This window comes from Bradyrhizobium sp. WCU1 (genome assembly GCF_053474805.1).
Genome location: NZ_CM130280.1, coordinates 6918801 through 6940833, shown reverse-complemented (window position 1 = coordinate 6940833; position 22033 = coordinate 6918801). Strand labels below are relative to the sequence as shown.

The window sequence follows — 22033 nt, the reverse complement described above, 5'->3', positions numbered from 1 at the left end:
TTCCGGATCATGCCTTAGCAGGTCTCACGCGTCGCGGCGCGCAACATGGGCGTGACCTGATAGGTGAATCCGGCGTTGGCCTTGGTGACGGGATCGTTGGCGACGATCTCCTGCGGATCGGCATCATCGGAGAGTTGCAGCACGCCCAATCCCCAGACGCCTCCGGGATCTGCGACCGGCCCGAAGATCAGCGCCTTGCCGGCCTGCAGCAATTCGCCGCAATAGGCGACGTGCGCCTGCATGATGGCGGCTTCCTGCGGCGTCATGTCTTGCGGAAAAGTCGGACGCGGTCCGGTCAATCTGCAGACGTAGTATTTCATCGACCTGGTCCGCGCTCGCTGGCTATTTGGCGGCTGCGTTCGTGGGTTTGGCTGGCTTTGTCTTGGTGGCATTCGCCTTGGCAGCGTCCTGGCCGTCATTGGGGCGCGCAATACCCCAGGGGTCGGTCGGCTTCCGGTCCGGCACACCGCTCAGCGCGCGCTGATAGGCGCGCTGCTGCCGCGCCTCATTGGCTGCATCGGCCGGCGACTTCTCGACCTCTTCGCGATAGCGCGGAACATGGTCCGATTGCGCCAGTGCAGGTCCGCCAATCATGGTGAGGAGTAGGATCGCGGCGATTTTGCGCATGCATCAAGTTCCCAGGTTAGGCGAAGAGAATAGCATCGCAGCAAGGCCGGCATCAAACCCGCGCACGTGACTTTCGGCACCTTTCGCGCCATCGGCCAACGAATGACATTTGACCAGCCAGCGCGGAGCAAGCGCGGTCCCGGCCACCCCATCTACTGCCCCACGGTCGGGATCGCGCACTCTCAACGCGCTCACAGAGGGCTGCGCAATGGCCTTGCTACGTAAGGCTCTTCAACCAGAGGCCGCTTTGCAGTTCGTGAAACGCCGCGCCACCATCATCCTGCGCGAGCATGTGCAAGCGGAGGCCGAACTGGTCGGAAGGGCTGCAGTTCTCACCGACGGGACTGCGGGAACTGTCGAAGGCGTGTTTCTGGACGAGTCGCACGGGTTGCGCGTCTCGATCGCAGGGCACATCGGGAAGTGGCCGATCTCGACAATCAGGATGCTTCAACCATAGGACCGGATCCGTTCTGTCTGGAGCGCCGGCGAATTCCCTACCCCATCGGAAAAGCCTGAACAGGCTTCGTCTGAGAGTTGCCGATCGAGTCCGCCTTCGCCCTGCGCCACTGCGCAAGCGGCAATTGCATCCACAAAGGCTGGCTTGCCCAGCCGTAGCCCGTGAGGTGCGAAGGCTGGTAGGCGGCGAGAGATTCGAACTCCCGACCCTCTCGGTGTAAACGAGATGCTCTAACCAGCTGAGCTAGCCGCCCTTACCTGCGCGCCTCTTTAGCCTCGCCTACCCCCGAGGCGCAAGGTCGCAAAACCCCAATCCGTCAGCTTCACTCCTTGGGCCGCGTCGGCAATCCGCTGAGATCATTGACCCAGGGGGCGGCGGAGCGGCACCAGACCTGGCGTCGCGGGGTCAATTCGCCGCGCTGGCGAATGCTGCCCCAACGGATGCCCCAGTCGTCGGGTCCGCCGTGCTCGCCGCTCGTGAACAAGGGGGAACCGCAATCGCCGCAAAAATGCTGGAAGCGGACCCGGCCGTTATCGCCGCGTTTGCCGTACACTTTCGGCGCGCCATGGGTCAGCCGGACCTGCTCGGCAGCACAGATCACCGTGACGCGATAAGGCGAGCCGGTCAGCGCCTGGCAATCCGTGCAGTGGCAGATCGACACCCGTTCGGGATCGATCTCGGCTTGATAGGTCACGGCCCCGCAATGGCATTGCCCGTCGATCCGCATCCACGTTCTCCCAATTCGGCGTCGTGCAACAAGGCGGTCGCCCAACAGGTCGTTTGCCCAATTGCAGCCTGCAAGACGCCGCGACGCGATGCAGTGCCCAACCGGGACAATGCCGGTATCCCAAATCTGGATTGTTTGGGATACCAATCTGGGATACCTAACCACGGTAACCGAGGGACGGCGCCATGTCGCAGATGCTCCAGATTCACGACCAGCTCCGGGAGATGATCCTGTCCTTCGACCTCGGCCCCGGCGAGCGGCTGACCGAACGCTGGCTGGAGAGCCGGTTCCAGGGATCGCGCACGCCGATCCGTGCCGCGCTGGTGCGGCTCGAAGGCGAGGAGCTGGTCCGCCGTGACGGCCGCAACTGGATCGTCGCGCCGATCGACCTCGGCGAGCTGGAGGCGCTGGCCGAGTTCCGGATCCCACTGGAGACGACGGCCGTCCGCCTCGCCTGTGCGCGGGCAAGCGCGGCCGATATCGCCGGCGTCGAAGAGATGCTGGATGCCTGCCAGTCCGGCGCGCCGCGCGAGGAATGGCACCGTGTCGGCACCGATTTCCATGTCGAGATCGCGCGACTCTCCGGCAATCCCTTCATCGTGAAGGCGATCGCCGGCGCCATGACGCGGCTGTCGCGGGCACGCTGGCTCGAAGTGTGGACCGAACCGTCGCGCGAGCAGGCCTGGCGCGAGCACCGGCGCATCCTCGGCTTCATCAAGGCCGACGATCCGGATTCTGCCGCGCGAGAGGCCGCCGCCCACATCACCGCGACCCGCGACCGCCTGCTGCGTTCGCTCAACGAGGATCGCCGCGGCCTGCGGGCGCGCGGCTTCGCTGTGATCGGTTTGCGCTGACATGAACATGGAAGTCGATCGCGAAGCGGCCCTCGATGCGGGGCCCTGGAGACGCAACCTGATTGTCTGCGTGTTCGGCTCGTTCACGACCATCGTGGGAATGACGCTGCTGCTGCCGTTCCTGCCGCTCTATGTCGAGCAGCTCGGCGTGAGCGATCACGCCGCGATCGTGCAATGGTCCGGCGTCGCCTATGGTGCCACCTTCCTCAGCGCGGCGTTGACGGCGCCGCTGTGGGGACGGCTGGCGGACCGCTACGGCCGCAAGCTGATGCTGATCCGCGCCAGCCTCGGCATGGCGATCGCGATGTCGCTGATCGGCATGGCGCACAACGTGTACGAGCTGGTCGGCCTGCGGCTATTGGCCGGCCTGCTCGGCGGCTACGCCTCGGGCTCGACCGTGCTGGTCGCGGCGCAGACGCCGAAAGCTCGCTCTGGCTGGGCGATCGGCGTGCTGTCGGCCGGCATCATGGCCGGGAGCTTGGTCGGGCCCTTGATCGGCGGCGTCCTGCCCAACCTGATCGGCATCCGCGCGACCTTCTTCCTGATCGGCAGCGTCATCTTCATCACCTTCCTCGGCACCACTTTTCTGATCCGCGAGGAGGCGCGCCCGAAGAAAGCGAAAGGCAGCAAGGCGCGTGGCGGCTGGTCGCTGGTTCCGGACAAGCGCCCCATCATTGCGATGTGGGGAACGGGCCTGCTGCTGATGATCGCCAACATGTCGATCGAGCCGATCATCACGGTCTATGTGGCGCAACTGGTCGAGGCACCGCAGGTGACGTTCGTCGCGGGACTCGTGATGTCGGCAGCGGCGTTCGGCAGCCTGTTGTCGTCATCGCACCTCGGCAAGCTCGCCGATCGCGTCGGCCATTGGCGCATCATCACCATCTGTCTGGCCGTCTCGGCGCTGCTGCTGATCCCGCAGGCCTTCGTGGTCAGCGGCTGGCAGCTGATCCTGCTGCGCTTCTTGATGGGGCTCGCGCTCGGCGGCCTCTTGCCCTGCATCGCCAGCGTGATCCGGCACAACGTGCCTGATGCCGTCACCGGCAGCATGCTCGGCTATTCGATCTCGGCGCAATATGCCGGCCAGGTGATCGGCCCTCTGGCCGGCGGATTCATCGGCGGCCATATCGGCATGCGCGCCGTGTTCCTCGGCACCAGCGTGCTGATGGCGCTCGGAGCGCTCGGCAATCTCGTCGTCGAGAAGAAAGAGTAGTCGCCTGCCGCCTCCTCGTGATGACCAAACAAAACGGCGCCCGAAGGCGCCGTTTTCTATTTCAATCGTGGCTTGCTTCAGTGCGCCGTCAGGCCGCCGGAGGCTTCATCCGAAGCATCGGGCTTGACGTCGACCTTGCTGGCCTCCTCTTCCCAGACGATCGGTGCCGGCACGCGGACCAGCGCCTTGGCGATCACCTCATCCAGCCGCGAGACCGGGATGATCTCCATGCCGCCCTTGATCGCATCGGAAATCTCCGTGAGATCCTTGGCGTTGTCCTCCGGGATCAGCACCGTCTTGATGCCGCCGCGCGCGGCAGCCAGGAGCTTCTCCTTCAGACCGCCGATCGGCAGCACGCGACCGCGCAGCGTGATCTCGCCGGTCATCGCGACATCGTGGCGGACCGGGATGCCGGTCATGACCGAGATGATCGCGGTGGCCATCGCGACACCGGCGGACGGACCGTCCTTCGGGGTTGCGCCCTCCGGCACGTGAACGTGGATGTCGCGCCGGTCGAACATCGGCGGCTCGATGCCGTAGGTGATCGCGCGCGAGCGGACGTAGGACGCCGCCGCCGAGATCGATTCCTTCATCACGTCGCGCAGATTGCCCGTGACCGTCATCTTGCCCTTGCCGGGCATCATGACGCCTTCGATGGTCAACAGCTCGCCGCCGACATCGGTCCAGGCCAGACCGGTGACGATACCGACCTGATCCTCGTCGTCGATCTCGCCGAAGCGATACTTCGGAACGCCGAGGAACTCTTCGATATTCGCCTCGGTGACCTTCACCGACTTCTTCTTGGAGATCATCAGCTCCTTCACCGCCTTGCGGGCGAGTGTGGAGAGCTCACGCTCCAGGTTACGCACGCCCGCTTCGCGGGTGTAGCGGCGGATCATCAGCAGCAAGGCCGCGTCGTCGATCGACCATTCCTTGGAGTCCAGACCGTGCTTGGAGAGCGCGCTCGGGATCAGATGCTTGCGCGCGATCTCGACCTTCTCGTTCTCCGTGTAACCGGCGATCCGGATGATCTCCATGCGGTCCATCAGCGGGCCGGGAATATTCAGCGTATTCGCCGTCGTGATGAACATCACGTTGGACAGGTCGTAATCGACCTCCAAATAGTGGTCGTTGAAGGTCGAGTTCTGCTCGGGGTCCAGGACCTCAAGCAGCGCCGACGACGGATCGCCGCGGAAATCGGCGCCCATCTTGTCGATCTCGTCCAGCAGGAACAGCGGATTCGAGGTCTTCGCCTTCCGCATCGACTGGATGATCTTGCCGGGCATCGAGCCGATATAGGTGCGGCGATGACCGCGAATCTCCGCTTCGTCACGCACGCCGCCGAGCGACACGCGCACGAATTCGCGGCCGGTCGCCTTCGCGATCGACTTGCCGAGCGAGGTCTTGCCGACGCCGGGAGGTCCGACAAGGCACAGGATCGGTCCGGTCAGCTTGTTGGCGCGCGACTGCACCGCGAGATACTCGACGATGCGGTCCTTGACCTTCTCGAGCCCGTAGTGGTCGGAGTCCAGCACCGCCTGCGCGGCCTCGAGGTCCTTCTTGACCTTGGACTTCTTGCCCCACGGGATCGACAGCAGCCAATCCAGATAGTTGCGCACCACGGTCGCTTCCGCGGACATCGGCGACATCTGGCGCAGCTTCTTCAGCTCGTGCTGGGCCTTCTCGCGTGCTTCCTTGGAGAGCTTGGTCTTGGAGATCTTCTCCTCCAGATCGGCCAGCTCGTCGCGACCTTCGTCGTCGCCGAGCTCCTTCTGGATCGCCTTCATCTGCTCGTTCAGGTAATATTCGCGCTGGGTCTTCTCCATCTGGCGCTTGACGCGCGAGCGGATGCGCTTCTCGACCTGCAGAACCGAGATCTCGCTCTCCATCAGGCCCAGCACCTTCTCCAGGCGCTGCGTGACGGACAACGTCTCCAGTATCGCCTGTCGATCGGCAATCTTGACCGCGAGATGCGAGGCAACGGTATCGCCGAGCTTGGCGAAATCGGTGATCGCCTGGACCACGCCGACGACTTCGGCGGAGATCTTCTTGTTCAGCTTCACATAGCTTTCGAAGTCGGACACGACCGATCGCGCCAGCGCCTCGGCTTCGACCGAGTTGGCATCCGTGTCGGCGAGCGCGACCGCGGTCGCCTCGTAATATTCGCTGCGGTCGGAATACTTTTCGACGCGCGCGCGCTCGAGGCCCTCGACCAGCACCTTGACGGTGCCGTCGGGCAGCTTCAGCAGCTGCAGGACGCTGGCGAGCGTACCGGTCTCGTAAATTGAATCGGGCGCCGGATCATCATCGGACGCGTTCTTCTGCGTCGCGAGCATGATCAACGCGTCGTTCTTCATCACCTCTTCGAGCGCGCGGATCGATTTCTCGCGACCGACGAAGAGAGGCACGATCATGTGTGGGAAGACGACGATGTCGCGGAGCGGCAGCACCGGATAGGAATGGCTTTCGCCGTGGACGATCGTTGGCCGGGGTTTTGAGGTCGTCATGGCCTTATCCTTTTGTTTTGCCCCCTTGCTCGCAGTCCGCCTGCTTGCGCAACCGCCACAAGGTGCCTTGGTGATCCGGAACGAGATTGCCGTCAGCAGCCGCCTATTCCGCATCGTAAAGCGACGAATCTCAGCGCATGAGATCCTTCACCGATAGCATTAGGTGGCTATCAGGCCGGGGGGTGTCAAGTCTGAGAAGTGCCCGGAAATTCAGGCTAAACAGGCATTTACTGCAATGCCAAAATCATCGCTGCTGCTGCGCAGCGACGGCCGCCGGATCGCCCGGCAGCCGTGCATTTGTGACAGGTCGAATGCGCGCCTTCAGGCGCTCGCGCTGCTCTCGACGGCGCGATCGGAACGGTCCGCGTAGATGTAGAGCGGACGCGCCGTGCCCTCGACGACTTCGCGCGAGATCACGACTTCCTCGACACCTTCCAGGCCCGGGAGGTCGAACATGGTCTCGAGCAGGATGCTCTCCAGGATCGACCGCAGGCCGCGCGCACCGGTCTTGCGCTCGATCGCCTTGCGGGCGACCGCGCCAAGCGCCTCGTCGGCGAAGGTCAGCTCGATGTTCTCCATCTCGAACAGCCGCTGGTACTGCTTCACCAGAGCGTTCTTCGGATCGGTCAGGATCTTCTTCAGCGAGGTCTCGTCGAGGTCTTCCAGCGTCGCCACGACAGGCAGACGGCCGACGAATTCCGGGATCAGGCCATACTTCAGCAGGTCTTCCGGCTCGACGTGACGGAAAATCTCGCCGGTACGGCGATCCTCCGGCGCGAGCACCTGCGCCGCGAAGCCGATCGAGGTCGAACGGCCGCGCGCGGAGATGATCTTCTCGAGGCCCGAGAACGCACCGCCGCAGATGAACAGGATGTTGGTGGTATCCACCTGCAGGAACTCCTGCTGCGGATGCTTGCGGCCGCCCTGCGGCGGGACCGAGGCCACCGTGCCTTCCATGATCTTCAGCAGCGCCTGCTGGACGCCCTCGCCTGATACGTCGCGGGTGATCGAGGGATTGTCCGACTTGCGGCTGATCTTGTCGATTTCGTCGATGTAGACGATGCCGCGCTGCGCGCGCTCGACATTGTAGTCGGCGGCCTGCAGCAGCTTCAGGATGATGTTCTCGACGTCCTCGCCGACATAGCCGGCTTCGGTCAGCGTCGTCGCATCGGCCATGGTGAACGGCACGTCGAGGATGCGGGCCAGCGTCTGCGCGAGCAGCGTCTTGCCCGAACCGGTCGGACCGATCAGCAGAATGTTCGACTTCGCCAGTTCGACGTCGTTGTGCTTGGTCTGATGGTTAAGCCGCTTGTAGTGGTTGTGGACGGCAACCGACAGCACCTTCTTGGCATGGCTCTGGCCGATCACGTAGTCGTCCAGGACCTTGCAGATTTCCTTCGGCGTCGGGATGCCGTCGCGCGACTTCACCAGCGAGGATTTGTTCTCCTCACGGATGATGTCCATGCAGAGTTCGACACACTCGTCGCAAATGAAGACAGTCGGTCCGGCAATCAGCTTGCGAACTTCATGCTGGCTCTTGCCGCAGAACGAGCAGTATAGCGTGTTCTTGGCGTCGCTCGTGCCGACCTTACTCATTCATTATCTCCGTCCGCCGTTCGATCTTGTTTGCCAGATCGACCCAATCCGGCACAAAACCGGGGTCTTGGGTAGATAGAGCAAATTCCGTACCAAAAAAGACCCTACGCAATACTGACCGTTGCAATCACGGTTTATTCGAATCTCCGCGATCATAGCCGATGCACTACAGCCAACCATGCTGGCACCCGACTATCAAGAATTCGCTAATCGGATGGCCTGCTCAAGACCGTGACAATACCGTGATTTTCCACGATCGCACGTGGAATACGCATCGAAATCCACGGAACGTTGCGGGATTACCACGCCGCCTAATGAGCACGAAAGCGGAACTTGCCGCCCGAGCGTAGGCACTTGCGGGGTACTCCGCTCGTCCTGCTTTTGCCGGCTATGTGAGGCGCCAATGTGGAGATCACATCGGCGCCCCCGGGAGGCCGGCCAGATCAGGCGGCCTTGGCGGCCGACGGATCTTCCGGACGCTTGTCGATCACCTTGTCGACGAGGCCGAACGCCTTGGCGTCTTCGGCGGTGAGGAACTTGTCGCGCTCGAGCGCGTCCTCGATCGCCTTGTAGGTCTGGCCGGTGTGCTTCACGTAGATCTCGTTGAGGCGCTTCTTGAGATTCAGGATCTCCTGTGCGTGCAGCATGATGTCGGTGGCCTGGCCCTGGAAGCCGCCGGAGGGCTGGTGCACCATGATGCGGGAGTTCGGCAGCGTGAAGCGCATGTCCTTCTCGCCGGCCGCCAGCAGCAGCGAGCCCATCGAGGCGGCCTGCCCGGTGCACAGCGTCGAGACCGGCGGGCGGATGAACTGCATCGTGTCGTAGATCGCAAGGCCCGACGTCACCACGCCACCCGGCGAGTTGATGTACATCGAGATTTCCTTCTTCGGATTCTCGGCCTCGAGGAACAGCAGCTGCGCGACGATCAAGGTCGACATGCCGTCTTCCACCGGACCGGTGACGAAGATGATGCGCTCTTTCAAAAGGCGCGAGAAAATGTCGTAGGCGCGTTCGCCGCGATTGGTCTGCTCGACGACCATCGGCACGAGATTCATGTAGGTTTCAACGGGATCGCGCATGAAAGAACCCAGGGGTTAGGGGTGGTGCATAACTCTGCCCAGAACTAGCTCGCTCAAGACTACTGGCTCGAGGCTGGCCGGCTCAAGGCTTAAACCAGATATGGGCCAATTTCCGGCCGACAAGGCCGACACTAGCCAACTGGGCAGGTCGCAGACGTTCAAGCCGATTCGCGGCGGCACGCCTAGCGAGGGGATCCTCGCCGGGCGCGCTTTCGCGGTTCATCATTAACGCGAGGTGCCGGAATCAGGCGGCAGTTTTCTCGCCGTCTTCATCCTTGAACAGCTCATCCTTGGTGACCTTCTTCTCGGTCACGTTGGCGAGCTCCAGCACGAAGTCGACGACCTTGTCCTCATAGATCGGGGCGCGGAGCTGGGCCAGCGCCTGGGCGTTGCTGCGGTAGTAATCCCAGACTTCCTTCTCGCGGCCGGGCATCTGGCGCGCGCGCTCAATCACGGCGCGCGAGACCTCATCGTCGGTCACGGTGATCTTGTTCTTCTCGCCGATCTCCGACAGCACGAGGCCGAGGCGGACGCGGCGGTCGGCGATCTTCTGGTACTCTTCCTTGGCCGCATCCTCGGTGGTGTTCTCGTCGGCGAAGGTCTTGCCGGTCGAGTCCATCTCGGCCTTGATCGAGTTCCACATCAGGTTGAACTCTTCGGCGACAAGCGACGGCGGCGCCTCGAATTTGTGGCTCTCGTCGAGCCGGTCGAGCAGCGCGCGCTTGACCTTCTGCCGGGTCGCGCCGGCGAATTCGGCGGTCAGGCGCTCGCGCGCGGCTTCCTTCAGCTTGTCGAGCGACTCGAGGCCGAGCGTCTTGGCGAACTCGTCGTCGATCGTGGCCTCACCGGGCACCTCGATCAGCGTCGCTGTAGTCTCGAACTCGGCCGGCTGGCCGGCGAGCTTGTCGTTGAGGTAGTTCTTCGGGAACGAGACCTTCAGCGTGCGGGTCTCGCCCGTGCCGATGCCGATCAGCTGCTCCTCGAAGCCCGGAATGAACTGGCCGGCACCGATCACGACCTGGATGCCCTCGCCGGTGCCGCCCTCGAAGGCCTCACCGTTGATGGTGCCCTTGAAGCTGATGGTGACACGGTCGTCCTTCTCCGCTGCACCTTCGGTCTTGGCGCTGTACGGGCGGCTGCCCTCGGCGATCCGCTTGATGGCGTCGTCGACGTCGGCGTCTGAGACATCGACCACCGGCTTCTCGACCGAGAACGACTTGAAATCGGCGAGCTGGATCGGCGGCACGACCTCGATCGCAACCGTGTAGGTCAGGTCGGTCTTGCCCGAGAGCAGCTCGTCGACCTGGTCCTTCTCGGTCGGCATCGTGATCTTCGGCTCGCCGGCAAGCCGGAAGCCGCGATCTTCGAACAACTGCCGGTTGGTGTCGCTGATGGTCTGGTCGATGGTCTCGGCCATGACCGAGCGGCCGTAGATCTTCTTCAGATGCGCGACCGGCACCTTGCCGGGACGGAAGCCGTTGAGACGGACCTTGTCCTTGAGGTCGACCAGCTTGGCGCCCGCCTTGGCATCGAGATCGGATGCCGGAACGCTGATCTTGAATTCGTGCTTCAGTCCCTCGTTGAGGGTCTCGGTGACCTGCATGGTATCAATCTTCTTCCGCTTTTGCCGCGGCCCGAGCGGCCGTGGCAGTGTTCAATCTGTTCGACGCTTGAGCCTTGCGGCCTGACGTCTGTGGGTTCGGCGAACCCTCGTCCCCCGAGAGGTCCAAGGTTCTCCAAGAATTCGTCATGCAAACGCTGTAAGCGCTTGGTGCGGGCGGAGGGACTCGAACCCCCACAACTTTCGTCACTGGAACCTAAATCCAGCGCGTCTACCAGTTCCGCCACGCCCGCGCGAAAAGCATCCAGTCCGGCCGCGATGCCGCGGGCGGCCGGGCTTATAACATGCGCCCACCGGTTCGCAGCAAAAAAATGGCCGCGGGAGAGCCCGCCCTGCGACCGATCGCGACTGGACAGGTACGCTTGAAAATGGTCCGCATCGGCCGGATGGCAAGGCCCACAGCAAGTCCTGAATTTTGGCTCAGCCGGCGCGACCTGATGGCCGCCCTCGGCGCCGCGGCGCTTTGCCCCGCTTGGCCGGCCACGGTCTCGGGGCAAGGCCGGACAGCGGTCGCGCTGCAGGCTAGGATCGATCGAATCGCGCTTCGCCCTAACGGGCCGGACACCCCCGTCTGGTCGCTGGGCAGCCACGACCTCCGCTTCAGGCGCGGCGAGGTGCTCGATGTGACGTTTGGCAACGAGCTGCCGGTCGCCGCCGCGCTCGATTGCCGCGGGCTTGACGGAGTCCCGGCCGCGGAGCCACTGGCCTCCCGGACACCGCTTGCCACCGGGGCCAAGGATAGCTTCCAGCTCCCGCTCCGGCATGCCGGTACCTTCCTGTGCGAGCCGCTGCTCGGCGATGGCACAACCATGCCGGCTCGCCCGCGCCCGTTGATCGTGACCGGCACCTCGCCCGTCGCGGTGGATCGTGACGAGGTCTTGCTGATCGAGGAGTGGCGCCTGCAACCCGACGGAACCGCGGTGTCGCCCGGATCCGAGCCGAAAGATTCGACGTTAATTCATACGATTAACGGCAAGACTTCGCACGAAGTCTCGGCACCGGCCAACGCCCGGCTCAGACTCCGCTTTATCAATGGCAGCCCACGCAGCGTGCTGGCGGTCAAGCTGGAGACCCTCGACGTCAGGGTGATGGCGATCGACGGCCAGCCAGCCGAACCATTCTCGGCGCGCAACGGTGCGCTGATACTGGCTCCGGGAAGCCGAACCGACGTCTTCGTCGATACGGCCGGTCCGGCCGGAACCAGTTTCCCGATCCTGTTGCACGACGGCAAGCAGGGCCGCCCGGTCGGCAAGCTCATCGTCTCGAACGAAGCCCCGATCCGGGCGGCGCCGTTCCCTCCCGCTCCGCCGCTGCCGGGCAACGACATGCCCGCCCAGCTCGACCTCAGGAGTGCCGCCCGATTCGAATTGGCGCTCGGCGCGCCAACCGAGTGGTTCCGCCCGGCGGATTTCAAGCCGTCGGCGGCCCCGGCTTTTCAAGCCAAGGCCGGCCGGACGGTCGTGCTGGCGCTGACCAACCGCAGCGCGATCGCGAGCGTCTTTCATCTGCACGGCCATCACTTCCGCCTGCTCGACCGACTCGACGACGGCTGGAAGCCGTTCTGGCTCGACACGCTCGCGGTCGAACCAGGCGAGACCCAGCGCATCGCCTTCCTCGCCGAATATCCCGGCCGCTATTTGATCGAACAGGTTGCGGCCGATTGGGCCGCGCCGCGGCTCATCCGATGGTACAGTGTCCAATAACAAGGGAAGGAAACTTCCGGGAAACGCGCAGGGGACATCCATGAGCCAGACAGTTGCAGCGATCCGCGGAGTAAAGGCGCGAGGTGTCGTGGTGCCCCTCAAGCGTCCTGTGAGGACTGCCTTCGGCGTGATCGATTCCGGCCCGCTGGTCCTGATCGATGTCGAGACCGATCAAGGCGTTACCGGCCGCACCTACATCTTCGCCTACAGCAAGCTCACACTTCACCCGCTTTGTTATCTGATCGAGGAGATCGGCCGCGAGGTGATCGGCAAGCCGGTCGCGCCGTTCGATCTGATGAAGGCGATGGATGCCAAGTTTCGGCTGCTGGGCTGGCAGGGCCTGGTCGGCATGGCGGTGTCCGGTCTCGACATGGCCTATTGGGACGTGCTCGCCCAGCTTGCCGGCCGGCCGCTGGTCGAACTGCTCGGCGGCTCGGCGAAGCCGATCAAGACCTATGACAGCTACGGCGCGGTCGATCCCGTCACTGATGAGCGCGCGCTGCGCCGCTCGCTCGACCAGGGCTTTCGCGGCATCAAGATCAAGGGTGGCGACGGTGATGCCGCCAATGACGAACGCGTCGTGAAAGGCGTGCGCGCCCTGCTCGGCCCCGACATCGCTCTGATGATCGATTTCAACCAGTCGCTCGATCCGGCCGAAGCGACCCGCCGCATCGCACGCCTGGCGCCCTACGACCTGCACTGGATCGAGGAGCCGGTGCCGCAGGAGAGCCTGGCCGGCCACGCAAAAGTCCGCGAGACCTCGCCGACGCCGATCCAGGCCGGCGAGAATTGGTGGTTCCCGCGCGGCTTCGCCGAGGCGATCGCGGCCGGCGCTTCCGACTTCATCATGCCCGACGTGATGAAGGTCGGCGGCGTCACCGGCTGGATGCAGGTCGCAGGGCAAGCCGACGCGGCGTCGATCCCGATGTCGAGCCACCTGTTCGCCGAAGTCAGCGCGCACCTGCTCGCAGTGACGCCGACCGCGCACTGGCTCGAATTCCTCGACTTCGCCGGCGCGATCCTGGCAAGGTCCGCCGAGATCGTCGACGGCGCCGTGACCGCGCGCGGTCCCGGGCTTGGCATCGAATGGAACGAGCCGGCGGTGGCGAAGTACCTGGTGAGCTAGCGCCTGACTGTAAACGAGGAGGAGCCCGGAGGCCGTGCCAGTTTTCCCTCGCCGCTCAACCGTCGCATTGCGCCTCTTCCTTCCGAGGCTTGTCGCGGCCTGTCTGATCGGCTTGTGCTTCAGCGGAGCCGCGTTCGGCAAGGATCGCAACGACGACAGCGGCGCTCCGGCAGACGCGACGCCTAACATCTATCTCGATCTGCGAACAAGTTACGCAACCGTGCCGGCCGGCGCGTTGCCGGTCGGCTTCGGCAGTCCGGCGCTGTTTAGCGCGCTCCAGTCGCTTGCGCTTGCCAATGGCGGCACGCTTCCGACCAGCGTATCCCTGCCATCCCGGCAATCCCTCGCTGTCGATCTCCCGTTGACGGTGGATGTCAGCGATACCGTCTCGCTCTATGCCGGCGTCTCCGGCACGACCACCTACGGACCCGCGCAGGGCTGGTCGGCGTTCGATGTCACCAGCTGGAACGTCGGGTTTCAGGCAGATCTCTACAGCCAGAAAGGCGGCTCGATCCCGACCATCACCTGGCAATCGACAATCACCCAGGCGATCCCGAACGGGCCGACCGGGACGACGACCTTCAACAACGTTCTCGAGTTCGACTACGCCTTCGACGCGGACGCCACGCGGGGCATGCTGGCGGGTATCCAGGATACCCGCGTCGAGGTGGCGACCGCGCTCGCCCGAATCCATCCAAACATCATCGGCTATGTCGGCGGCTACTATCAGTGGCCGAGCAACTGGAAATTCACCGGCCGCGCCGGCGTGCAATATTTCGGCGGCGCACAGTTCCTGTCCTTCACGCCGGTTCGGTCGTTCACCCAGCCGATTCTCCGGCTCGATCTCGATCGGATGGACGACAACGACAATCGCCTGTTCGGAGTCACGGCTCAAATCATATGGGTGCCGAAGCCGTCCTATCAGCTGACGCTGCGGACGCCGCTCTATTTCGTGCGCAATTGATCAAGCAGTTCCAGCCGGCAGGCCGCGTGTGATCGCGCGACGTTTCTCGCACTGCAAGAGTATCGGCCGGTCAGAGTTGCGTTGGGCTGTTTCGGCCGTTTTCTCTCCGCTTCAGTGGAACGGGTTCATCGCCGTGAACGCTGCGGCGAACTGATCGTCGTCGCGCACGTTCAATTGTTCGGTCGGGACATCGAGCCCCTTTTCGGCCAAGAAGACCCGAACGCGCTGGGCGCTCGCCGCCGGCCCGAACCCGTAGAGCTTCATCGTCGCTCTCCCTCGCCGCCGACGCCGAAGCGCGCGCTCATGCGCGAACTTTTCGCGTTCGTCGACCAGCGAGACGGCGTAATCGTCGAACGAGACCCAGCTCTTGCCCTGTTCATCCCTGATGCTCCAACGCCGCTATCATTTGGGCGAAACTGGTCCGTGTCACCGCGTCCATCGCTCTCGTGCCTTTCCCGGCTCAGGCGCTGAATGCGCCGACCTCATCGAGGCTCGGATAGTCGGTGTAGCCGCGCTCGGCGCCGCCGTAGAATGTCGATCGATCCGGCGCGTTGAGCGGCGCGCCGAGCGCGAGACGCCTCGGCAGATCGGGATTGGCGATGAAGGCACGCCCGAACGCGACGAGGTCTGCCGTGCCCGCGGCGAGCGCCTCCTCGGCGGTCTCGGCGGTGAAGCCTCCCGACACAATGAACGGCCCGGGAAACAACGGGCGCAACAGCGTAGCGACGGATTGCGGTGCTGCGTCGTCGGTCTGATCCACCAGACCGGCGCGCACCCGAGCCTCGATCAAATGCAGGAAGCCGATCTGACGTGCGGCCAGTTGCTTGATGACGTGCGTGTACAGAGACATCGGGTCACTGTCCGCGACATCGCCGACGCTGCTGAACGGCGACAGCCGAACGCCGATGCGATCGGCCGGCCACACGTCCGAGACTGCATCGAGGACTTCAAACAGCAGACGGGCGCGGTTCTCGATCGAGCCGCCATAGCGGTCGGTGCGGTGATTGGTCTTGTCCTCCAGAAATTGCTGAAGCAGATAACCGTTGGCGGCATGAATCTCGATGCCGTCGAACCCGGCCCGCTTGGCGTTCTCCGCGGCCTTGCGGTAGTCGGCGACAATCTGCACGATTTCGCTCAACTCGAGCGCGCGGGGCGTCTCATAAGGCGCGCGCTGAAAATCGCTCTTGAAAGCATTGCCTGCCGGCCGGATCGCAGACGGCGCGACAGGAACGGCTCCGTCCTTTTGAAACGAGGAGTGCGAAATCCTTCCCACGTGCCACAGCTGCAGGAAGATCACTCCGCCTCGCTCCTTGACTGCGTCGACGACGGTGCGCCAACCCGCGATCTGGTCCTCCGTGTAGATTCCCGGCGTCCGCGGATAGCCCTGCCCTTGCTGGGAAATCTGGGTCGCTTCGGCGATGATCAGCCCGCCTTCGGTCGCGCGCTGACCGTAATAGGTCGCGGCGAGCGGCGACGGCACGCCGTTGGCTGATCGCATCCTGGTCAACGGCGGCATCACAACACGGTGCGCGAGCCGAAAGGCTCCAAGCTGGAACGAAGTTGAAAGCTTCATTTTCTCTCTCCAATATGACCGGTCATCTTAGTCGCAAAACAAGTTGATGCCGGTGGCTCTTTGGTACCTTTGGCTCTCGACGGCTCAGGCGAAGATGCTTGCGAATACCAAGCGCTCGAACTGATCGAACGGCGACTTGTCCTGTTCGACCTTGGACCTGAGCACAGCGCCCTCCCAGGCATTGACCAGGAATGTCGCAATGGTGGCGGCGGGCAGACGCGGCTGGACGCGGCCGGCTTTCTCGGCCTCGCGCACGCAGGATTCGATCGCGCGGCTCCAGGCGGCGTAGATCTCGGCGAGACGATCGCGGACCTCGTTGCTCTGCACAGAGAGCTCTGCACTGAAGTTCCCGATCATGCATCCCGTTTGGAAATTCTGACGGATGGCGAGGTCCGACAAGCCACGAAAGAAGCGACGAAGCCGCTCCACAGGGTCGACACTTGTGTCGCTTAGCTGTACGCGCCGAGCGGCGCCGTTCTGCCAATACCGCTCCAGCGCCTCCAGCGCCAAAGCTTCCTTGCTCTCGAAGTGATTGTAGAACGATCCCTTCGGCACCCCGGCGGCAACCGTGATGTCCTGAACTCCGGTGCCGTTGAAGCCATGGCGGTGCAGGGTCTGCAACCCCGCCTCGATCAATTGTTCCCGGACGCTCGGCCTCGCCATGCTCTGATCTCCTGAACGACCAATATGACCGGTCGTCTTAAATGTCAAGCGCTACTCCACCGGGCGCACTCTGCGTAGATCGGGACAAGCGCGGGCTGCATACTGTATTGTTCGACCAGATCGGCGTGCCGCCGAGCGAACCTGACACCGCGTAGACTCAGATCGGAGAACCGGGATGGCACAGTGTATCGTCGTCGTTCAATTCGACCTTCCGAAGCGAACTGAAGAACAGGCCATCAAGGGCGGCATGGGCACCGCCCCCATTTATCGAAACCTCGCAACAAAGGGGCTGATCCGCAAAGACTATCTCAACGGAGAAGCCGGCACCGGCGGCGTCTATTTGTGGGAGAGCCGGGAGGCAGCCGAGGCATGGTTTACCGAGGCCAAGATCGCCGAGCTCACCGAACGCTTCGGAGCCCGGCCGCGGCTGACCTGGTACGACACGTACGTCACCGTCGACAATCTGAAGGGCGAGACGCGCGTGAACCAGTCCCCGCTGATTTCAGCCGCGGAATGAATCGGCCTGCGTTGTCGCCAAACGCGCGCAGCTGAGCGCAGCGCCGACGTCCTCAGCAACAATCGCGCGATAGATCGTCACGTACGGCTCGCCCTGACGCGCTCTAGTACGGGCGTCGGGCAGTTCAAACCCGTTTGCGACGATCGTGCGGTCGCTTGGCCGGGTCTGCGTGAACCCCGCCCCCCTTGGCGGCCAACTTCGTCTCCGCCCGTATCATGTCGACGAAAGCTCGGAGCCCGGCCGTCATGTGCCGATGCCGCGGATAATAGAGGCGCAAGCCGGGGAATGGCGGCGTCCAGTCGTCCAGCACGGATCGTAACGTTCCGGCGGCGAGATGTCCCGTGACCCAGAAATCACTGATGAACGCCAGTCCCAGGCCTTCGACCGCGGATTCGACCATCAAGGCGTCATTGTCGAGGGTCAGCCTGCCCGGGACATCCACCGCCATCTGCTCGCCGCCGCGCTTCTCGAATTCCCAGTGATAGATCTTGCCGCTGGGCATCCGCCTGCGAATGCATTCATGGGTGAGCAGATCAAGCGGAGACCGCGGCACCAACGCGCGCGCGAAATAGCCGGGCGCGCCAACGACGATGAAGCGCGTGTCCGGGCCGCAGGGAATCGCGACCATGTCTTGCGGCACGGCTTCAGCCAGCCGGATGCCGGCATCAAAGCCCTCCGCGACGATATCGATGGGCCGGCCCTCCAGCGTCAATTCGACGTTCATGTCGGGATAGTGCCGCAGAAACTTTGCGACGACGGGACGGAGGATCTGGTGCGCGGCGCGCTCCTTCAGGTTGATGCGCAGCGTTCCTGCGGGAGTGTCGCGGAACTCGTTCACGTCCTCCATGGCGCCGGCAATCTCGCGCAGCGCGGGACTGACCCTGGCGAGGAAGCGCTCGCCCGCCTCCGACAGCGCGACGCTGCGTGTCGTCCGGTTGATGAGACGCACGCCCAGCTTCTTCTCCAGCGCGGCGATCGCATGACTGAGCGCCGAGGGCGAAATGCCGAGCTCGGTCGCGGCGGCGCGAAAGCTGCGATGCGTCGAGATCGCGACGACCGCGTTCAGCTCGAAAAGGCCAGCATGCTGCATTGTACGATTACCTGCATCAGGTCATGCCACTTTATGCTGATTATTGCACTAATCAAGTCGACTATATCGAGCCCGCAATCTGGATCGGCAACCTGAACAAAGGACATTCCCTATGCCAAAGACATTCCTCATCACGGGCGTTTCGTCCGGCTTCGGCCGCGCGTTGGCCGAGGCAGCATTGAGCGATGGCCATACCGTCGTCGGCACCGTGCGCAACGAGAACGACAAGCAGAAGTTCGAGGCGCTCGGCGAAGGCGTGCACGCGGTAATCCTTGATGTGACCGACTTCGGGGCCATCGCGCCCGCCGTCGCCGACGTCGAGCGCACGATCGGCGCGATCGGCGTTCTGGTGAACAATGCCGGCTATGGTCACGAGGGCATCCTGGAGGAATCATCGATCGACGATCTGCGACGCCAGTTCGAGGTCAACGTCTTCGGCGCGGTGGCGATGATCCAGGCGGTGCTGCCCTTCATGCGCAAACGCCGCGCCGGGCATATCCTCAACGTCACGTCGATGGGCGGGTTCATCACGATGCCCGGTCTCGGCTACTATCACGGCAGCAAGTTCGCGCTGGAAGGGATCTCCGAAACCCTCGGCAAGGAGGTCAATGACCTCGGCATCAAGGTCACGGCGGTCGAGCCCGGCAGCTTCCGCACCGACTGGGCTGGGCGATCGATGGTACGGGCGGAACGATCGATCGCAGACTATGACGCTCTCATTGACCCGATCCGCAAACGCCGCCTGGAAATGAGCGGCCGGCAGGTTGGCGATCCCCAGAAGGCCGCGCAGGCCATGCTAAAACTCGCACTGTCGGCCGATCCGCCGGCGCACCTGCTGCTCGGCAGCGATGCGGTGCGGCTGGTCGAGGACAAGATGAAGCTGCTGCAGGCCGAATTCGCTGCGTGGAAGAGCGTCTCGCTCTCCACCGACATTGCCTGAGCAGCACCAGTCGCCGCGGCGGTCCGTCATAGCAAGGCGGACCGGCCCCTCTTGAAACTAGCTCGCGGCTACTCGCGTCCAGAGATAGCGCACGTCCGGTTCCTTCTCCTCGTTGCGGCTGCCATCGGTCCGCTCGACGACGACAAAGCTGCGCGCCTCGTAGAAGCTTCGCGCCCGTGCGTTGCGCTGGAAGGTCCAGAGTTGCAGCCGGTCGACGGCTTGCTGCGCGATCGCAAGCAGCGCGCCGCCGATGCCGCGGCCCTGTGCATCCGGCAGCACGTAGAGCTGCTCGATCCAATCGTCGCGGAACGCGATCACGCCAGACATCGTCTCGCCATCGAACGCGCCCCACAATGTGCAGGCCGCAAACATCTGCTCTCGATAGAACCAGCGGTCTTCGTCGGGCGTGTGCAGGCCGACGAGCCAGGGCAGTGCGTGATCGAACGACGCACGATGCACGCGCGCGGCGGCGTCCATGTCCGCAAGCGCGAGCCGCCTAATACTCAATCCCGAACTCATCATAGAGACGGCGGAACACCGCAGGCAGCACCTCGGTCAAATCCTCCGCGATCAGGCCGGGCCCCGCCTCGCCGGCGCCTTCGCCGTGCAGCCACACGCCGATGCTGGCCGCCTCGAAAGCGGCGACGCCCTGCGCCAGGAAGCCCGCAATGATGCCGGCGAGCACGTCGCCGGCGCCGGCGGTGGCAAGCCAGGGCGGCGCGTTGGCGGCGATGGTGGCGCGCCCATCCGGAGATGCGATCACCGTGTCGGCGCCCTTCAGCAGCACCACCGCGCCGGAGCGCTCGGCCGCCGCGCGCACCCGCTCGAGCTTGGAGCGGCCGGGATGCTTGTTGGAGATATCGCTGAACAGCCGCGGAAACTCGCCCTCATGCGGGGTCAGCACCACGCCGAGCCCTTCGGCCGCCTTGATCGCCTCGAACAGCCGGTCCGGCGAACCGGCAAAGCTGGTCAGGGCGTCGGCGTCGAGCACCAGATGCCGCCGCGCCGAGAGCGCGGTGTGAACGAAGTCGCGGGTGCGCGCGCTGACGCCGGCGCCGGGGCCGATCACGCAGGCATTGAGGCGCTTGTCGTCGAGCAACTCGGCGAACTGGATCGGGTTATCGACCGCGCGCACCATCACCGCGGTCAACGCCGCCGCGTTGACGGCAAGCGCATCGCGCGGCGAGGCCAGCGTCACGAGGCCGGCTCCAGCGCGCAGTGCGGCGCGCGCGGCAAGCCGCGCCGCACCGGTCGAGGCGAGATCGCCGGAGACCACGACGGCATGCCCCCTCGCATATTTGTGGCCGTCGATCCGCGGCACCGGAAACGACCAGCGCCAGGCCTGCGGCAGGTTCTCCGCGATCAGCGGCTTGATCTCGTCGAGCACCTGCGCGTCGATGCCGATATCGGCTACGCGCACCCGACCGCAATACATTCGGCCCGGCAGCAGCAGATGCGCGGGCTTCTTGCGGAAGAAGGTGACGGTTTCGGTCGCCTGCACGGCGGCCCCCATGACAGCGCCCGATGTGCCGTTGATGCCGCTCGGCAGATCGACCGCCAGCACCGGCGTACCGCTGGCGTTGATCGCATCGATCATCTCCAGCGGGTCGCCCTTCACCGGGCGATTGAGCCCGGCGCCGAACAGCGCGTCGATGATCAGCGCCGGCTTGCCGAGCGCCTGCGGGTTGAACGGCAGCACCGGATATTTCCAGCCCTTCGCCGCCAGCGCCGCATCGCCCTGCAGGCTGTCGCGCTCGCAAAGCAGGATCACCGAGACCTCGCGGCCGCGCGCGGCGAGCTCGGCGGCGGCGACAAAGCCATCGCCGCCATTGTTGCCGCGGCCGGCGACCACGACGATCGGCCCCTCCTCGACCAGGTCCATCGCGGCTTCAGCGACGGCCTGGCCGGCGCTCATCATCAACGCGAAGCCCGGCGTGCCGGCTGCGATGGTCAGCCGATCGGCACGCTCCATCTCGGTGGTGGTCAGAACGTCCATGCCGAATCCTCAATCGCTTCGCCTTTTCGAGAGGCAATTCCTGTAACGTTCGCGGGGTTTCTACTGGCCGTCTGCATATGGATTGATCTATTTGCCTATTTGTTAGGCTTAGCTATCATAGCCCACTTGGTTCGATATCAGCCGATTGCCTGTTAAAAGGCTGATAACATTCCGAAATCGGGGACCTTAACAACTTGGCATAGACCCTGCTTTTGAGGAAGCCGCGCACAAGGCCGCCCGATGCGACCATTGCGCGTGCTTCCGGCTAGCCGCCGGAAGGCTTAAGACCAACCAGACTGCGCCCCACGCGCATCGAACTTGACCCTGCAATCTGCAATGCCCGGGAGGCGCTCAGTGAAGAAGATTGAAGCCATCATCAAGCCCTTCAAGCTCGACGAGGTGAAAGAAGCGCTCCAGGAAGTCGGACTGCAAGGCATCACCGTAACCGAGGCCAAGGGATTTGGCCGCCAGAAGGGCCATGCCGAACTGTATCGCGGTGCGGAATACATCGTCGACTTCCTGCCCAAGGTAAAGATCGAGATCGTGATCGGCGACGATCTGGTCGAGAAGGCGATCGACGCGATCCGGCGCGCCGCCCAGACCGGACGGATCGGCGACGGAAAGATCTTCGTCTCCAACATCGAGGAGGCCATCCGCATCCGGACCGGCGAATCCGGGCTGGACGCTATTTAAGGGCGGTGCTATCCGGAATTTCTGACGCAAAAGAGAAAAAAGGCTGCTTCGGCAGCCTGATTTCGTTTGAGTAGTCACACGAACCCG

The 22033-nt window shown here is 63.9% G+C and carries 22 protein-coding genes and 2 tRNA genes; 9 read left to right on the top strand and 15 right to left on the bottom strand.

Annotation, left to right across the window (positions count from 1 at the left end; all coding sequences use genetic code 11):
- Positions 1–14: 14 nt before the first annotated feature.
- Both ACTUWL_RS32575 and ACTUWL_RS32570 read right to left on the bottom strand, forming a co-directional pair.
- Positions 15–320, bottom strand: a complete 306-nt coding sequence (locus ACTUWL_RS32575; RefSeq protein ID WP_021079155.1) for a YciI family protein — start codon at positions 318–320, stop codon at positions 15–17.
- Between the two features lie 22 nt (positions 321–342).
- Complete coding sequence (locus ACTUWL_RS32570) at positions 343–627, bottom strand: hypothetical protein (RefSeq protein ID WP_021079154.1); 285 nt, start codon at positions 625–627, stop codon at positions 343–345.
- Positions 628–835: 208 nt separating this feature from the next.
- On the opposite strand from ACTUWL_RS32570, the gene ACTUWL_RS32565 reads away from it, so the two are divergent.
- Positions 836–1084 (top strand): hypothetical protein, encoded by a 249-nt coding sequence (locus ACTUWL_RS32565; protein ID WP_021079153.1) that lies wholly within the window; start codon positions 836–838, stop codon positions 1082–1084.
- A 176-nt stretch (positions 1085–1260) separates the two neighbouring features.
- On the opposite strand, the gene ACTUWL_RS32560 is transcribed toward ACTUWL_RS32565, so the two are convergent.
- Positions 1261–1337: transfer RNA gene (locus tag ACTUWL_RS32560), tRNA-Val, on the bottom strand.
- A gap of 69 nt (positions 1338–1406) precedes the next feature.
- On the bottom strand, positions 1407–1811 hold the full coding sequence (locus ACTUWL_RS32555; RefSeq protein ID WP_021079152.1) for a GFA family protein: 405 nt from the start codon (positions 1809–1811) through the stop codon (positions 1407–1409).
- Between the two features lie 185 nt (positions 1812–1996).
- On the opposite strand from ACTUWL_RS32555, the gene ACTUWL_RS32550 reads away from it, so the two are divergent.
- Together ACTUWL_RS32550 and ACTUWL_RS32545 are read left to right on the top strand one after the other, a co-directional pair.
- On the top strand, positions 1997–2665 hold the full coding sequence (locus ACTUWL_RS32550) for a GntR family transcriptional regulator (RefSeq protein WP_021079151.1): 669 nt from the start codon (positions 1997–1999) through the stop codon (positions 2663–2665).
- A gap of 1 nt (position 2666) precedes the next feature.
- Positions 2667–3878 (top strand): MFS transporter, encoded by a 1212-nt coding sequence (locus ACTUWL_RS32545; RefSeq protein WP_021079150.1) that lies wholly within the window; start codon positions 2667–2669, stop codon positions 3876–3878.
- 77 nt (positions 3879–3955) lie between these two features.
- Here the strand turns inward: ACTUWL_RS32545 and lon are convergent, their stop codons facing one another.
- The 5 genes from lon to ACTUWL_RS32520 all read right to left on the bottom strand — a co-directional run bounded on the left by lon (position 3956) and on the right by ACTUWL_RS32520 (position 10914).
- On the bottom strand, positions 3956–6385 hold the full coding sequence (lon, locus tag ACTUWL_RS32540) for an endopeptidase La (RefSeq protein ID WP_021079149.1): 2430 nt from the start codon (positions 6383–6385) through the stop codon (positions 3956–3958).
- Between the two features lie 321 nt (positions 6386–6706).
- Entirely contained in the window at positions 6707–7981 is a 1275-nt protein-coding gene (gene clpX / locus ACTUWL_RS32535) for an ATP-dependent Clp protease ATP-binding subunit ClpX (protein ID WP_018271869.1), read from the bottom strand.
- Positions 7982–8424: 443 nt separating this feature from the next.
- The gene (locus tag ACTUWL_RS32530; RefSeq protein ID WP_021079148.1) at positions 8425–9060 is read right to left on the bottom strand and encodes an ATP-dependent Clp protease proteolytic subunit; all 636 of its coding nucleotides are present in this window, start codon (positions 9058–9060) and stop codon (positions 8425–8427) included.
- A 244-nt stretch (positions 9061–9304) separates the two neighbouring features.
- Entirely contained in the window at positions 9305–10663 is a 1359-nt protein-coding gene (gene tig / locus ACTUWL_RS32525; RefSeq protein WP_021079147.1) for a trigger factor, read from the bottom strand.
- A 166-nt stretch (positions 10664–10829) separates the two neighbouring features.
- A tRNA-Leu gene (locus ACTUWL_RS32520) sits at positions 10830–10914 on the bottom strand.
- 135 nt (positions 10915–11049) lie between these two features.
- Here ACTUWL_RS32520 and ACTUWL_RS32515 point away from each other — a divergent pair.
- Genes ACTUWL_RS32515 through ACTUWL_RS32505 form a run of 3 tightly spaced genes read left to right on the top strand, consistent with a single transcriptional unit; the run spans position 11050 to position 14474 of the window.
- Positions 11050–12384 carry a multicopper oxidase family protein gene (locus ACTUWL_RS32515; RefSeq protein ID WP_021079146.1) on the top strand — a complete coding sequence of 445 codons (1335 nt, stop codon included), beginning with the start codon at positions 11050–11052 and terminating at the stop codon, positions 12382–12384.
- 40 nt (positions 12385–12424) lie between these two features.
- Complete coding sequence (locus ACTUWL_RS32510) at positions 12425–13510, top strand: enolase C-terminal domain-like protein (RefSeq protein ID WP_021079145.1); 1086 nt, start codon at positions 12425–12427, stop codon at positions 13508–13510.
- A 34-nt stretch (positions 13511–13544) separates the two neighbouring features.
- Complete coding sequence (locus ACTUWL_RS32505; protein WP_021079144.1) at positions 13545–14474, top strand: hypothetical protein; 930 nt, start codon at positions 13545–13547, stop codon at positions 14472–14474.
- Positions 14475–14585: 111 nt separating this feature from the next.
- On the opposite strand, the gene ACTUWL_RS32500 is transcribed toward ACTUWL_RS32505, so the two are convergent.
- From ACTUWL_RS32500 to ACTUWL_RS32490, 3 genes are all read right to left on the bottom strand, one after another.
- Positions 14586–14738: a glutathione S-transferase gene (locus ACTUWL_RS32500; protein WP_021079143.1), complete on the bottom strand. Its 153-nt coding sequence runs from the start codon at positions 14736–14738 to the stop codon at positions 14586–14588.
- 196 nt (positions 14739–14934) lie between these two features.
- On the bottom strand, positions 14935–16047 hold the full coding sequence (locus ACTUWL_RS32495; protein WP_021079142.1) for an alkene reductase: 1113 nt from the start codon (positions 16045–16047) through the stop codon (positions 14935–14937).
- Between the two features lie 84 nt (positions 16048–16131).
- The gene (locus ACTUWL_RS32490) at positions 16132–16710 is read right to left on the bottom strand and encodes a TetR/AcrR family transcriptional regulator (protein ID WP_021079141.1); all 579 of its coding nucleotides are present in this window, start codon (positions 16708–16710) and stop codon (positions 16132–16134) included.
- A 175-nt stretch (positions 16711–16885) separates the two neighbouring features.
- On the opposite strand from ACTUWL_RS32490, the gene ACTUWL_RS32485 reads away from it, so the two are divergent.
- Positions 16886–17227 carry a hypothetical protein gene (locus ACTUWL_RS32485; protein WP_021079140.1) on the top strand — a complete coding sequence of 114 codons (342 nt, stop codon included), beginning with the start codon at positions 16886–16888 and terminating at the stop codon, positions 17225–17227.
- Between the two features lie 124 nt (positions 17228–17351).
- Here ACTUWL_RS32485 and ACTUWL_RS32480 read toward each other — a convergent pair whose 3' ends face one another.
- A complete protein-coding gene (locus ACTUWL_RS32480; RefSeq protein WP_021079139.1) occupies positions 17352–18317 on the bottom strand; it encodes a LysR family transcriptional regulator in 966 nt (321 codons plus the stop codon).
- A gap of 112 nt (positions 18318–18429) precedes the next feature.
- On the opposite strand from ACTUWL_RS32480, the gene ACTUWL_RS32475 reads away from it, so the two are divergent.
- Positions 18430–19257 carry an oxidoreductase gene (locus ACTUWL_RS32475; protein ID WP_021079138.1) on the top strand — a complete coding sequence of 276 codons (828 nt, stop codon included), beginning with the start codon at positions 18430–18432 and terminating at the stop codon, positions 19255–19257.
- Between the two features lie 57 nt (positions 19258–19314).
- On the opposite strand, the gene ACTUWL_RS32470 is transcribed toward ACTUWL_RS32475, so the two are convergent.
- Positions 19315–19776: a GNAT family N-acetyltransferase gene (locus tag ACTUWL_RS32470; RefSeq protein ID WP_035651527.1), complete on the bottom strand. Its 462-nt coding sequence runs from the start codon at positions 19774–19776 to the stop codon at positions 19315–19317.
- A complete protein-coding gene (locus ACTUWL_RS32465; protein ID WP_021079136.1) occupies positions 19754–21253 on the bottom strand; it encodes a bifunctional ADP-dependent NAD(P)H-hydrate dehydratase/NAD(P)H-hydrate epimerase in 1500 nt (499 codons plus the stop codon). The genes ACTUWL_RS32470 and ACTUWL_RS32465 overlap by 23 nt, the downstream gene beginning before the upstream one ends.
- A 354-nt stretch (positions 21254–21607) precedes the next feature.
- On the opposite strand from ACTUWL_RS32465, the gene ACTUWL_RS32460 reads away from it, so the two are divergent.
- Positions 21608–21946: a P-II family nitrogen regulator gene (locus ACTUWL_RS32460; protein ID WP_011441447.1), complete on the top strand. Its 339-nt coding sequence runs from the start codon at positions 21608–21610 to the stop codon at positions 21944–21946.
- Positions 21947–22033: the final 87 nt, after the last annotated feature.